The 13558-nt window shown below is 37.4% G+C and carries 15 protein-coding genes and 1 pseudogene; 9 read left to right on the top strand and 7 right to left on the bottom strand.

Going from position 1 to position 13558, the window contains the following annotated elements; genetic code table 11:
* Positions 1-26: 26 nt before the first annotated feature.
* Entirely contained in the window at positions 27-422 is a 396-nt protein-coding gene (locus JCM21714_RS10110) for a YhjD family protein (RefSeq protein ID WP_035723970.1), read from the bottom strand.
* A 192-nt stretch (positions 423-614) separates the two neighbouring features.
* On the opposite strand from JCM21714_RS10110, the gene JCM21714_RS10105 reads away from it, so the two are divergent.
* The 6 genes and pseudogenes from JCM21714_RS10105 (at position 615) to JCM21714_RS24040 (ending at position 9369) form a co-directional block, all read left to right on the top strand.
* Positions 615-1286 carry a TVP38/TMEM64 family protein gene (locus JCM21714_RS10105; RefSeq protein WP_035723969.1) on the top strand — a complete coding sequence of 224 codons (672 nt, stop codon included), beginning with the start codon at positions 615-617 and terminating at the stop codon, positions 1284-1286.
* A gap of 51 nt (positions 1287-1337) precedes the next feature.
* Positions 1338-1895 (top strand): signal peptidase I, encoded by a 558-nt coding sequence (lepB, locus tag JCM21714_RS10100; RefSeq protein ID WP_162833702.1) that lies wholly within the window; start codon positions 1338-1340, stop codon positions 1893-1895.
* A gap of 367 nt (positions 1896-2262) precedes the next feature.
* Positions 2263-5677 (top strand): annotated as a pseudogene (gene addB, locus JCM21714_RS10095) (helicase-exonuclease AddAB subunit AddB).
* The gene (locus tag JCM21714_RS24050; protein WP_369403542.1) at positions 5677-6582 is read left to right on the top strand and encodes a UvrD-helicase domain-containing protein; all 906 of its coding nucleotides are present in this window, start codon (positions 5677-5679) and stop codon (positions 6580-6582) included. The pseudogene addB and the gene JCM21714_RS24050 overlap by 1 nt, the downstream one beginning before the upstream one ends.
* Positions 6549-8054, top strand: a complete 1506-nt coding sequence (locus JCM21714_RS24045; protein WP_369403541.1) for a UvrD-helicase domain-containing protein — start codon at positions 6549-6551, stop codon at positions 8052-8054. The genes JCM21714_RS24050 and JCM21714_RS24045 overlap by 34 nt, the downstream gene beginning before the upstream one ends.
* Positions 8023-9369, top strand: coding sequence for a 3'-5' exonuclease (locus tag JCM21714_RS24040; RefSeq protein WP_369403540.1), 1347 nt, complete (start codon positions 8023-8025; stop codon positions 9367-9369). The genes JCM21714_RS24045 and JCM21714_RS24040 overlap by 32 nt, the downstream gene beginning before the upstream one ends.
* A 20-nt stretch (positions 9370-9389) precedes the next feature.
* Here the strand turns inward: JCM21714_RS24040 and JCM21714_RS10085 are convergent, their stop codons facing one another.
* From JCM21714_RS10085 to JCM21714_RS10060, 6 genes are read right to left on the bottom strand one after another with little or no spacing between them, the layout of a single operon-like run.
* Positions 9390-9611 (bottom strand): spore germination protein, encoded by a 222-nt coding sequence (locus JCM21714_RS10085; protein ID WP_035723966.1) that lies wholly within the window; start codon positions 9609-9611, stop codon positions 9390-9392.
* A 30-nt stretch (positions 9612-9641) separates the two neighbouring features.
* Positions 9642-10004: a spore germination protein GerPE gene (locus JCM21714_RS10080; protein WP_035723965.1), complete on the bottom strand. Its 363-nt coding sequence runs from the start codon at positions 10002-10004 to the stop codon at positions 9642-9644.
* Positions 9985-10179 carry a spore germination protein GerPD gene (locus JCM21714_RS19830; protein WP_035723964.1) on the bottom strand — a complete coding sequence of 65 codons (195 nt, stop codon included), beginning with the start codon at positions 10177-10179 and terminating at the stop codon, positions 9985-9987. Before JCM21714_RS19830 ends, JCM21714_RS10080 begins: the two co-directional genes overlap by 20 nt.
* 26 nt (positions 10180-10205) lie before the next feature.
* Entirely contained in the window at positions 10206-10745 is a 540-nt protein-coding gene (gerPC, locus tag JCM21714_RS10070; protein WP_035723961.1) for a spore germination protein GerPC, read from the bottom strand.
* A 28-nt stretch (positions 10746-10773) separates the two neighbouring features.
* Positions 10774-10977 (bottom strand): spore germination protein GerPB, encoded by a 204-nt coding sequence (locus JCM21714_RS10065; RefSeq protein WP_035723959.1) that lies wholly within the window; start codon positions 10975-10977, stop codon positions 10774-10776.
* Between the two features lie 11 nt (positions 10978-10988).
* Entirely contained in the window at positions 10989-11207 is a 219-nt protein-coding gene (locus tag JCM21714_RS10060; protein ID WP_035723958.1) for a spore germination protein, read from the bottom strand.
* Positions 11208-11439: 232 nt separating this feature from the next.
* On the opposite strand from JCM21714_RS10060, the gene JCM21714_RS19825 reads away from it, so the two are divergent.
* The 3 genes from JCM21714_RS19825 (at position 11440) to JCM21714_RS10050 (ending at position 13182) form a co-directional block, all read left to right on the top strand.
* Positions 11440-11733, top strand: coding sequence for a hypothetical protein (locus JCM21714_RS19825; protein ID WP_148295008.1), 294 nt, complete (start codon positions 11440-11442; stop codon positions 11731-11733).
* 3 nt (positions 11734-11736) lie between these two features.
* Positions 11737-12630: a DUF418 domain-containing protein gene (locus tag JCM21714_RS10055; protein WP_148295007.1), complete on the top strand. Its 894-nt coding sequence runs from the start codon at positions 11737-11739 to the stop codon at positions 12628-12630.
* Between the two features lie 180 nt (positions 12631-12810).
* Positions 12811-13182: a YisL family protein gene (locus tag JCM21714_RS10050; protein ID WP_035723956.1), complete on the top strand. Its 372-nt coding sequence runs from the start codon at positions 12811-12813 to the stop codon at positions 13180-13182.
* Positions 13183-13558: the final 376 nt, after the last annotated feature.

The raw sequence follows: 13558 nt of genomic DNA, 5'->3' as shown, positions 1-13558 counted from the left end.
GATATTTTTTTAAAAAAGGATAGGTGTTATAATTTAACTTTTTCCTGAGAAGAAGATGTTGTTTCAAAAGCATGTGCAAGTAATTCTTCAATGATAATTTCAACCTTTTTTCGAATGGCTGGGTTAAAGTAGTTTCGTTTTTCCTCTTTTCCTTTGCAGATGAATAAGTAGGAGGTAAAGGAATCATTTCTTTCTGAGGAGACGACTTTAATCTTTTCCTGGTACATCTTTTTTCTTAAATCCCGTCGTTCATCGGTTGCATTCTTTTCCATTTTCTTTAATAATGCAATATATGGTTCATTAATTTTAAAAGGTGCTAATTGGTTCATTTTTTCTAAATCGTGTTTAATAACAGTGAGAGCCATTGATAAAAATAGAAAACGTGAGGCTAATTTCCATTCCTGCTCGTTTAAATATCTCATTTTCCATTTCCTCCTCTTAAGAGAACATCTGTTCTTATTGTATGCTGAATTTTTAAAAAATGCAACAAAATCGTCAAAAAGTTTTAAAGAAAATCAAGGGGGGGATATGTGAAATATTAGGAAAATTAGGCAAAACATATTAAAATGAGAATATATCATACCTTTGGGTCATTTGAAGGAGTTAAATCATGTATGCTCACATATAATATAAGTAATCTTGATAATATCGATGTAGATGAAATCAAAGAACTGATTGACGCAAACGAATTCGGGCAACTGATGAATTTTTTATTACAAAGCTATGAAAGCTTAGGTCCTTTACCTGGATTTTTATTGCCTTTTATAGAAGCATTTCTGCCTTTTTTACCGGTGATCGTATTTGTGATGACAAATGCTGCAGCATATGGTTTATGGGAAGGATTTCTCTTATCGTGGACCGGTGCAAGCTCTGGGGGGGCTATAGCGGTTTTTATGCTCGTGCGCCGTTTTCGACATCTCCGCTTATTTCGCTGGATTAGCCGGAATAAACAAGTAACAAGGGTAACGACTTGGTTAGAACGTCATGGATTTGGCCCATTGTTTCTATTGCTATGCTTTCCATTCTCGCCTTCTGCAGTAATTAATTTAGTAGCGGCGATTTCCAGTGTAGGCTTTTATCAATTTTTATTAGCGGTTTTATTAGGAAAAGGTGTGATGATCCTAGCGGTTGCCTCGATTGGAGATAGCATCGTCTCCTTTGCACAAAATCCAGTTAAAACGATTATATTAGCTATAGCGATTACTGTCCTCTGGATAGTAGGTAAATACATAGAGAAATACCTGCAAAAAAAGGTAGAGGAAAAAGGTGGAAATAAAAACGGTTAGACCTTTCCAAAATGGGGTAAATTAGTTAATAAAGAGAGACCCGTTGGAGGAATGACTATGCAGAAAAAAAGTATTTGGCCGATTGTGAGAATTGTCGTATTCGCTTTGTTACTTGCCGTGTTTTTTCGTTCTTATTTATTTGCAAGTTATGTGGTAAATGGCAAATCGATGGAACCAACATTGCATGATGGAAATTTATTAATGGTAAATAAAATGATATATGATTTAAAAGCAATTGATCGTTTTGATGTGATTGTTTTTCATGCGAATGAAAAAGAGGATTATGTAAAAAGAGTGATTGGTCAGCCTGGAGATCATATCGCCTATAAAGATGACGTGTTGTACATCAATGGAGAAGAAGTGGAAGAATCTTACTTGGCACAGTATCGTATACCGGGCGAAATATTGACGGAAGATTTTACTCTAGAAGAAGTAACAAATGAAAAAGTAGTGCCAGAAGGGAAGCTGTTTGTATTAGGAGATAACCGTAAAAAAAGTTATGACAGCAGGGAAATTGGCTTTGTCGATCAGGAAACTGTTGTGGGAAAAGTGGATATTCGCTACTGGCCGATGTCAGAAATTAATTTTCAATTTATCAACTTAAATTAAGAAAGCGCTTTAAAAACCCAACCACAAAAATAACCCTCATGTGCTTAGCAGGCCTTAGGGCTTATTTTCCTTATTGTGCCGCCCCTCTTGTTGGGGGGGATCGGTTTGTTGTGACCGTAGATGCTACAACATCTATGGTTTTTAAAATTATATACTTTTCCTAATTATATTATACCACGAATAATAAATTTTTTTATTTAATGTAAATTAAGTCAATGAAGCAAAGTAATATCAGCTGTGCTAACCTACTGATAAGTCTCACTTTATGATAAAATAGAGAGTAAGCTAGAGAAAGTAGGTGTTTTCTTTGTTGCGATTTTTAATCGGAAGTGCAACTGTTAATAAAAGCGAACAGTGCTTACAGGAAATGAGACAAGAATTGAAACAAAATCCCCCCCAAGGGCCTCCTATTATATATTTAGTCCCAGACCAAATGACATTTCAGCAGGAGTATGCTTTATTGAATGATCCTGATGTAAATGGATCCATTAGGGGACAAGTCTATAGTTTTTCCAGACTGGCATGGCGAGTGATGCAACTAACAGGAGGGGCAACAAAGAAATTCATTACTTCCACTGGTATGCAAATGATGCTCCGCAAAATTGTCGAAGAGCGTACCGATGACTGGAAGGTATTTCAGAAAGCCATAGAAAAACAAGGCTTTATTGAACAATTAGAAGATATGATTACCGAATTTAAACGTTATTGTGTAACACCAGAGTTAATTACTTCACAGTTGCAAGAAATGGATAAATTTAAGCACAAAACGATTGGCGAAAAAGCATTAGAAAATAAATTAGACGATTTATTATATATTTATCAGCATCTAACACATGCGCTTGCAGGTCATTATATGGATAGTGAAGACCAATTGCAGCAACTAACAGAAAAATTAGAGACTTCAAATTATCTGGAAGATACAACCGTCTACATAGATGGTTTCCATCAATTCACACCCCAGGAATTATTAGTGATCAAAACGATACTGAAAAAAGCGAAGCAGGTAACTGTAACCTTAACTGTCGATGATCTTCATGACCAAGATGTGCAACCATTGGATCTGTTTTATCAAACGAAAGAAACCTATCAGCAATTAAAACAGTTAGCAGATCAATTGATGATTCATACAGAAATAGAAACTTTAGCAACAGATCAACATTCGAGATTACCATTTATTCATTTAGATCAGCATTTTGATAGCCGTCCGGTGCAAAGCTATCCAGAAAAGGCACCAGTCAGCTTGCTGAAGCGGTTCATCCTCGTGCTGAAGTAGAAGGAGCTGCTCAAGAGATCATAAGGCTTGTTCGAGATCAAGGCTATCGTTATCGAGATCTGGCAATTTTGATCCGGGAACCTGAAGTGTATCATGACTTAATTACGACATTATTTCAGGATTATCAAATACCAATTTTTGTTGATGAAAAAAGAACGATGCTTAATCATCCATTGATTGAAACGGTACGATCATTGCTCGATGTAATTGAAGGAAATTGGCGCTATGATGCGGTATTCCGCTTGTTAAAAGCAGGTTTTATTCCTGAAGGAGATGGCGAAAATAAATTAGATCAGGAAGCGATTGATGAATTGGAGAATTATGTGTTGGAATATGGTGTTCGTGGACGAAGTAGATGGCTAAGTGAAAAGCATGGATCTTTCAACGCTTTAAAGGATTTGATCAATCCGCACAAACCGATCGGGAATTATCCACTCAAAACAGGATCAATGCCTATCGCAAACGAGTAACGGAAGCATTAGCAGATATTGATCAGCAATTACGAGATTTACCAACGATTAAGGAAAAAACGATTGCATTGTTTGGATGGTTAGAGACGATTAATGCGCCTAATCGATTAGAGACAGTACGTGATTTATATGATCAGCAAGGAAGAGTTGAAAAAGGTCGTGAACAGGATCAGGTTTGGGATGCAGTGATCCAATTATTTGAAGAAATTACGGAGGTAGCTGGCGAGGAAAAGATGGCACTAAACACTTTTCGTAATGTGCTAGAGTCTGGATTTGATTCGTTACGCTTTTCTCATGTACCGCCAAGTATCGATCATGTTGTCATAGGTTCGATTAACCGGTCAAGAATGCACGGCATCAAGTGTGCCTTTTTGTTAGGTGTTAATGAAGGAACATGGCCGATGAAGCCTGGTGGAGATGGACTGATTTCTGAAGAGGAACGGTCTTTATTACTAACCCATGGCCTGCAATTAGCGGAAGGAAGCAAACGCCAATTATTAGATGATTGGTTTTATGTATATTTGGCCTTTACATTACCGGCGGATTATTTATGGGTAAGTTACCCAATCAGTAATGAAGAAGGGAAACAAAAGGTAGCTTCGCCATTAATTAAACGAATGGAGGAGTTATTTCCGACTAAAGAACAAAGGTTGTTTTTACAAGATCCAGAGGAAATGACAGAGGCGACTCGCTTTGTTACAACACCAAATAAAACCAGAAGTGCCTTAACCGCACAGTTAGCACGCAAGCTGCGAGGGTATCCGATTGATGATATTTGGGAGTATGTGTTGAATTGGTACATTGAAAAGTCGGAGAATCAGGCGATACATCAAAATGTCCTTAAAAGTTTATTCTATCAAAATAAACCAACTGATTTAGAAAATGATACAGTGAAAGAAATGTACCCACAGGAAATCAATGCCAGTGTCTCCAGGTTAGAAATGTATCATCGCTGTTCCTATCAGCATTTTGCAAGATATAGTCTGGGACTGGAAGAACGGCCAACCTATAAATTGGATGCACCAGATATTGGCCAGCTATTCCATGAAGCATTAAAACAAATAACGGAATGGATTCAGAAGGAAGGTAGACAGTTTGCTGATGTCTATGATCAGGAAGCAAAAAAATACGCAAATCGTGCGGTCGGCGAGCTAGCGCCAATCCTTCAGCATCAAATTTTGCATAGTTCGAATCGTTATCAATATATTCAGCGCAAGCTAGAACAAGTGATAGCAAGGGCGACGTTTGTTCTAAGTGAACAAGCAAGAAAAACCAATTTTGCGCCAGTTGGCCTTGAAGTAGGATTTGGGGATCAAAGCCAATTAGCCCCCATTAAAAGTAGATCTGCCAAATGATCATACGTTACTGTTAAGAGGAAGAATTGACCGCGTTGATCAGGCAATTGACAATGAGCAGTTATTCTTACGGATCATCGATTATAAGTCAAGTTCAAGAGGATTAAATTTAACAGAGGTTTATTATGGACTTGCTTTACAGATGTTAGCCTATTTAGACGTTGTCTTAACCAATGCAGAAAATTGGTTAGGTCGCCCGGCATCACCAGCGGGTGTCCTCTATTTCCATGTACATAATCCAATGGTGTCAGCCAGTGATTTCTTAACCGAGGATAAAATTGAACAGGAAATCTTTAAAAAATTCAAAATGAAAGGATTACTTCTGGATCAAGAAGATGTCGTGCGCATGATGGATACGTCACTTGAGTCAGGCAGAAGTAATATCATTCCAGCTGGTTTTAGTAAGACAGGTTCATTTTATAAGGGTTCTGCGGTTGCGGAACGAGAGATTTTTAGTGAGCTGCAAGGATATATTCACCGATTGATGGAAAATGCCGGTTTAGCAATTACCGAAGGAAGGTCGATCTTAACCCATTCCAGCAGCAACAGCAAACAGCGTGTACATTTTGCTCGTATCGCTCGGTATGTCAATTTGATCCGACGTTAGTGGAGAACAATTATCGAAAATTACGTGATATGAAGGATGAAGAAGCAATCGAAGCAATGAAGCGGGGGGAAGCATAATGCCGCAATGGACAAAAGAACAAGAAGATGCCATTTACCAATCCGGCAAAAATATATTAGTGGCTGCAGCAGCGGGATCAGGTAAAACAGCAGTGCTTGTTGAACGCATCATTCAAAAATTAATCAATAAGGATCTGCCGATAGATATTGATACATTACTAGTCGTAACATTTACTAATGCAGCGGCACAGGAAATGCGTAATCGAGTTGGCGAGGCTTTAGAGGAAGCATTAGCGAATGATCCAACTTCTAATCATTTGAAAAAACAAATATCGTTATTGCAAAATGCCTCGATTTCGACATTGCATGCATTTTGTATGGACTTAGTCCGAAAGTATGCCTATCAAATTGATATTGATCCAAGCTTTCGCATTGCAGATAGTATTGAAGCAGACTTAATTCGTCAGGATGTGTTGGAACAGCTTTTTGAAGAGTGGTATGGCGAAGAGAATGAAGAGGAACAAGCTTTATTTTTCTCTGTTGTGGATCGTTTTTCCAATGATCGTAACGATTTAGAAGTAGAATCATTGATTCTAAAAATGTATGAATTTTCGATTCAGCATCCGAATCCTGATTACTGGTTAGAGCAAATGGCTACCATTTATCAAGTCGATAGAGATATGGAAGAAGACGATATACCGTGGCTTCGTTTATTGAAAAAAGAAGTTGTCGAACAATTAGAGGTAATGGATAAGTTAATAGAACAAGCACTAAATGTTACCCGTGAAAGTGATGGACCTTATCATTATGCGGAAGCATTAGACGTGGATAAGGAAATGATCCAGCAGGCAAAAGGTGCCATCCTTATTTCATGGGAAGAAGCTCGTGCCATTTTGCTGGCGCAAAGTTTAAAGCATTATCCAGCAAAAAGGTGGAATGTGCTGAAGATAAGAAAGAACAAGTGAAGGAACTTCGTGATCAGGTTAAACAGAGATGGAGTACCATAGCGTCAGACTGGTTCACCAGAAGCTTAGCCAATCATCTGGAAGATATGCAGGAACTCCATCCAACGATCGAGCAATTAACGAAAATGATCAAACAGTTTAAAGCAGGATATCAAGAGGCGAAAAAAGACAAAGGATTAGTCGATTTCGCTGACTTAGAGCATTTCGCTCTAGATATTTTGTTGGAAGATAAAGAAACGCAGACAGCCTCATCGATTGCTAAGGATCTACAGGAGAAATTTACCGAAGTAATGATTGATGAGTATCAGGATACCAATATTGTACAGGAGACGATTCTGACATTGGTATCGAATCAGCAAGACGGTGGTAATATGTTTATGGTAGGGGGGGATGTCAAACAAAGTATATACCGATTCCGCCATGCAGAACCCACCCTGTTTATTGAAAAATACAAACGCTTTGCAAGAGAGGATGATCCTGGTTACCGAATTGATTTAGCACGCAATTTCCGTAGTCGGGAAGAGGTGTTAACTGCAGCTAATTATATTTTCAGGCAATTATTTGATCAAAAGGTTGGCGATATTGACTATGATCAAGATGCGGAATTAATTTATGGTAATAAAGATTATGAGCAAGTGCCTTTTCCAGATATCGATACCGAATTATTAATCATTGACCAAGAGACACAAGAGCAGGACACATTTGAGGAAGAACTGGAGAATGAACAAGACTTAGAAAAAGCGCAGCTAGAAGCCCGTGGATATGCAACGAAAATAAAAAGCTGGATTGGCACAACGGAAATCATGGACAAACATACAGGCCAACCCAGAAAAGTCGAGTACCGGGATATTGTAATTTTATTACGTTCAATGACATGGACACCAACGATTATGGAAGAATTCAAAAAGCAGGGAATTCCGGTTTATGCCGAGCTTTCGACAGGTTATTTAGCAGCTATTGAAATCCAGGTGATGATTAGCTTATTGAAGGTAATTGATAATCCACGACAAGATATTCCGCTTGCATCTGTACTCAAATCACCTATCGTTGGTTTAAGTGAAGATCAACTAGCCAAGATACGCTTAGCAAAAAAAGGCGCTAGCTATTATCAAGCATTAAAAGCATATTTGAAAACAACAAATGATGATTCGTTACAGCAATTTGTTGATCAATTACAACGTTTTAGAAGAGAAGCGAGACAGGGAGCATTGTCGACATTAATATGGGAAATTTATCAGGAAACTGGTTATTATGATTTTGTTGGCGGTATTCCTGGTGGACGGCAACGCCAGGCAAACCTAAGAGCTTTATTTGATCGTGCTAAAAGTTATGAATCGACTTCGTTTAGAGGATTATTCCGTTTCTTGCGTTTTATCGAAAGGATGGAAGAAAAGGGCGATGATTTAGGGGCAGCTAAGGCTTTAGGGGGAACAAGAAGATGTGGTACGGATTATGACGATCCACAAAAGTAAAGGACTCGAATTCCCATTAGTAATTGTCGGTGCGATGGATAAACAATTTAATCAACAGGACATACGAGCGAAATATTTGTTGCATAAGGAACTAGGGTTTGCTACTAAATACATTGATCCAATCAAACGAATTATCTATCCAACTCTGATTTATCATGGCATCAAAAAAGAAATGCAACGAGAAATGTTAGCTGAGGAAATGCGGGTCTTATATGTGGCGTTAACACGTGCCAAAGAAAAAGTGGTATTAGTCGGTACTGTAAAGTCTTTCGAGAAAAAGAAGAAAAAATGGAGAGATATAGTCGCCCATCAGGATTGGGTATTACCTTCCTATTATCGTTTAGAGTCGCTATCCTACTTAGACTGGGTCGGAGCGAGTCTGGTTCGTCATCATCAAGGTGAGGTATTACGTGATGCAGACAGCAGACTTGATGTACCAAAGGAAATTGCAGAAGATATCTCGATATGGAAAATCGATCGGATTCATCAAGGTGACTATCAAACAATTGATGAGAGTAATCGCGAGAAAATCGAAGAATTGGAACAGGCGATCTATAAATGGGAAGGTTTAGTGTTAGCAGAACAGGAATTAAAGGAAAAAGTCGAACACCATTTAGAATATCAGTATCCATATCAAGATTCGATTTATTATCGTGCCAAACAAACCGTTACCGAAATGAAACGCCAGCATGAGGTCAAGGACAGTTACAGTGATCAGCAAATTATTGAGCCATTCCGAGCACCGATAAGAAAACGGCCACGATTTATGCAAACAGAGCAAAGGCTAACCCGCGCAGAAATTGGAACAGCGATGCATACGGTGATGCAACACTTGCCATTAGATCAAGAATGGACTGAAATGAAATTAGTTGAATTTATTTCGAAACTGGAAGCGCAGGATATGATTACAGCAGATGAAGCAACTGTAATTGATGCAGAGGCTATACTTGGCTTTTTCGCAACGGAAATTGGGAAGCAAGTAGTTCAGGCGGAACATGTGGAAAGAGAAATACCGTTCAGTTTAACATTGCCTGCCCAAGATGTATATCCGAATTGGCAAGAGCAACATCAGGAACGGATCTTTTTACAAGGGGTAATTGACTGTGTGATCCAGACAGAAAACGGATGGGTATTATTAGATTATAAGACAGATCAGATCCAAGAAGACATTAATTCACAAACAGAAGAAAAATTAAAAAATCGCTATCAAATTCAGATGGATCTATATGCTAAGGCATTAGAACAAATTTGGAAGCAACCTGTAATTGAAAAATATTTATACTTTTTTGATAAAGGGTTATTGGTGAAGGTATAGCATAAGGAGGAAGTTCTTCCTTATGCATTTCCACCTACTATTTGATCAACTGCATCGGGATCGATTGCATTGGTAATATTGAAACCAGTGTTTGTGTTCAAAAAGTCACCAGTGTTATTTGCACCAGCACCATAAGCAGATTTGGAAGCGCTTTTTGGTGACAGATAAAAACTATCGCCAAAGTTAATTACCCCCCCACCGCCAACACTGTTAATTTTTATCGGTCCAACAATCGAAGGCATGCACAGTCACACCCTTTCTACCATTTATTATTATTTTACCATTCTAATATGTTTTACTCGTGATAAAGATTGAATCTTATCCGTACTTCCAAGTTGAACAACGGCTGAAGATGAAATAGCTGTAACAACAATTGTTGGTACTGTAATCTGCTTATCATGATGGTAATGTTTCCTATAGACGATTTCAGGATCAGGTAAATGTTGAATCACAGTATCAAAAATCGGATACTTTTCAAATTCAAATCCTTTATCAGAAGATGTTCCACCTTCTTTTTGGACAGCAATCGCATCTAATTTAGATTCTATTACTTTTGCATCACCAATTTGAAGAATGGAACTAAATGCGACACTATCGACTTTTATTTGTTTGACCTTAGTCGTTCGGTAATTCATCGTAAGACTCCCTGTTTTGTTCAGGCGTGGTAATGTCAAGACCAACAATATAAGATTCTGGAGGGGGGGTATCAAATAAAGAAGCAAGATGTATTTCATGACTATCACCGACAATAAAAAGAGAGGAACTTGCTACAGCACCAACGAAATATTTCCAACCCCCCCGAGATTCCAATTATGCACTTGATATTGCATTATTTTCTACTCCTTTTTATGGTTCTCGAACCATTTTCTTAAGCCTAATTGCAGTTCTTTTTTTACATTTGTAAAGATATGCTGATGTAATTGATTCGGAGGCAAATTTGTCTGTTGATAATAAGCGATACGACTAGCTAGCTGTTTCTTCAAGTCTTCCATTAATACTTGCCGATATTGATTATCTAAGGGATAGTTATACTGCTGCTCTAACTCTGACGTATAAGCAGGCATCTCCTGCTCAATATATTGCTCTAATGAATGATGTGCAGGTAGAGGCATCTGCTCTGATTGTTGTTGTTTAGGTAAAGTGAAATCATCGATCTTTTGCAAGTCATCAGGTGATACACCGATATGAAGCGTGCCATCTAACCGTTCAATTTTCAACTGATCAAAATGATATTCTAACTTTTCGATAGTAGTTTTTGGTGAAGCATTTTGCTCTAATTGCTGAATCCTGTTCTCCAAGGAGTTCATTTGATCATACAATTGATGGATGTGCTGTTGCATTTGCGTAATGTAATATGCCATCATTTGATAATCCAATTTTTATCACTCCTTAGAGAAAGTAAAGTTAAAAGGGTGCTAAAGGAACAAGTGGTTCTGATGTTCCTTGTGGTGAAGCTTCTTCTGCTGGTGCTTCGTAACCTCCTGTGTTGTATAGTTGAGACAGCGCCTGCATTTTTCCAGTACTGCCAATTTGCAATACAGAGGAGTTAGTTATACTGCCAACTTTTAAAAAATGAATATATATCGATTGATTAATGGTTATTTGCATAACATCACCTACTATATAGCGGATATATTTTGATCAAACTGGTCATCGTCAATCATGTTGGTTTGGGCATTTTCTAAATAAACACGAATGCCATCACCAGTATTAAATGAACCGCCACCTGCGAACGTTTTTGCTTGTGTATATGGTTGGATTTTATAGACATCTCCGATATGAAAAATACTTGAAGAACCAATAGTTATTACTTTTACTGCACCGACAATAGCTGGCATAGGCATCATCCTCACATTAATCACGGTAATGGTCCGTATTATATTTCATTCCATTCCATATTTATTTTATGATGAAGCTGACAGTTTGTGAAGAATAGCAATTATAATTATTTTCAATTATTAGTAGTTTTCTCCAACTTTCTAAGATAAAATATAGGCAGATAAAGCAAAAATTTCGTTTCCGTCTCTGATTAACAAAGAAATGAAGTACTTTGAGGAGAGTGACTAATTAATGATTCAAGCAGCACCGTTAACAGATGCAAATAGATTACCATGGATCGACACAGCTAGAGGCTTTGCCATTCTTGGTATCTTTCTGGTCAATTTGCCGTCATTTCATGGACCATATTTTTTATATGGCAACATGAATAATTATTGGGGGAACCGGAGAACCAGGTATCTGGCAAGCAATCCTCGATATTTTCTTTCAAGCAAGTTTTTATACGTTATTTTCGTTTTTGTTTGGCTTTGGCATACAGATTATTTTAGAAAACTTAAACGCAAGAGGAGTACCATCTCCACGTAAAGTGTGATTCGTCGTTCGATAATTTTGATTGGCTTTGGTCTCATCCATGGATTACTGATTTGGTATGGCGATATACTATTTACATATGGACTTATTGGTTTATTATTACTTTTATTTGTAAAAAGTAAAAATGTAACCTTGTTCGTTTGGAGCTTATGTTTATTAATCATTCCTAATTTGCTATTTACAGGCCTTTTATACGCAGTCAGTTTATTTGAAGATATCAGTAATTTAGCAAATGTGGCAGCAATTGAGGTATCGTATCAAAATTATGGAAATGGTACATGGGGGGGAGATATTTTAGGACAAAATATTACGGATTGGTTATATAGTAATAATGTCTTAAATTTTATTTTTGTTATCTTTAATATTTTACCAATGTTTTTAATTGGTATGATTTTTGCTAGAAATAAATGGTTACACCAAGTGCAGGAGCATCAAAGGGTTTTAACCAAAATATGGATCATTACCTTTATCTTATTTATTGTATTTAAAGTAGGCCCATATCTGATTGGTAACCCTAACTGGTTGTCAATGCTACAGGACGCGGTAGGCGGAAGTGCTTCAGCAATCTTTTATCTGCTGACGATTACTTTTCTGTATCCGAAGTTAACAGGGCTGTTTCAATTAATAGGATCAGTTGGAAAGATGGCATTATCCAATTATATTTTGCAATCGATTGTTGGTGTGCTGATTTTTTACTCGATTGGCTTCGGCTACTATGGAGAGTTATCACCTTTTTCAACATTATTAATCGGTATTGTCGTATTTGCTGTCCAGGTTGTATTAAGTTATCTATGGTTACAGAAATTCAAAAGAGGACCACTTGAATGGTTTTGGCGAAGTTTGATTTACAAAAAGAAACTTTCTAATAAAAAAGAACAAGGGGGGGAATAGGTATATGAACAGACTGGAAAAAATGAACAATAAGAAAACTCAAAATAAGATTGTGACAATTGAGTGAAAACACGGGTCATAAATGAAATTATCGACGATACATGATATGATACAGATATCATTGTACTAATCGTAAAAAAAATATGAGAGTGCATTAAAAATATTGGGGGTGAATAAAGAATGACTCATTTACACATTACAGCATGGGTGCTTGCGTTGATTTTATTATTTGTATCGTATGCATTTTATAAAAACGGAAATAAAGCAGGTAAAATCCTGCATATGATTCTGCGTCTTGATTATCTATTTATACTTTATACCGGTGGAGATCTTTTTGCTAGTTTATTTGATTTGGATTCTCCCATTTTCGGAGAATTGATTATTAAAGGACTTGCAGGATTATGGGTTATCGTTGCGATGGAAATGATCTTAGTGAAAACAGCTAAGTCAAAACCGGCCAAGAGTTTTTGGATTCAATTAGTAATCGCACTGGTGATCGCAATAGTTCTAGGTTTCGGAAGACTGCCATTAGGATTTACGTGGTTCTCATAGAAAATCATAAAGCCTATCCTTTTTTTTTTGAAGGATAGGCTTTTTTATTGTCTAGGAAATTATAGAATGGAGCCCTGTGGATAAAGTAAACACGAGTAGCCACGTCCAGCTCCGAGCGCCAAAAACTAGGCGACTTCACGAATCATCCTACGATAAGTCATCATCGGTTCGCAAGCTCTCCGTGATTCCTTTATCTCAGTTGATTCGCTCCAGTCGCTACGTTTTTAACCAGCGCTCTGCGCTTTTGTTCTACGCAAAATAGTTAGTCTGAAATAGTTATAAAAATATTATAGCATTCATACTCCATTTTTTGTTCTTCACTGTTATGAGTCTCTTCGCCGCTTTTTGTTCATTTTTCGCTGTTTCTTGCATATAT

It is taken from the genome of Gracilibacillus boraciitolerans JCM 21714, from assembly GCF_000521485.1.
GTDB lineage: Bacteria > Bacillota > Bacilli > Bacillales > Amphibacillaceae > Gracilibacillus > Gracilibacillus boraciitolerans.
Note: the sequence above shows the minus strand (reverse complement) of the source record. Positions and strands in the feature narration are given on the sequence as shown.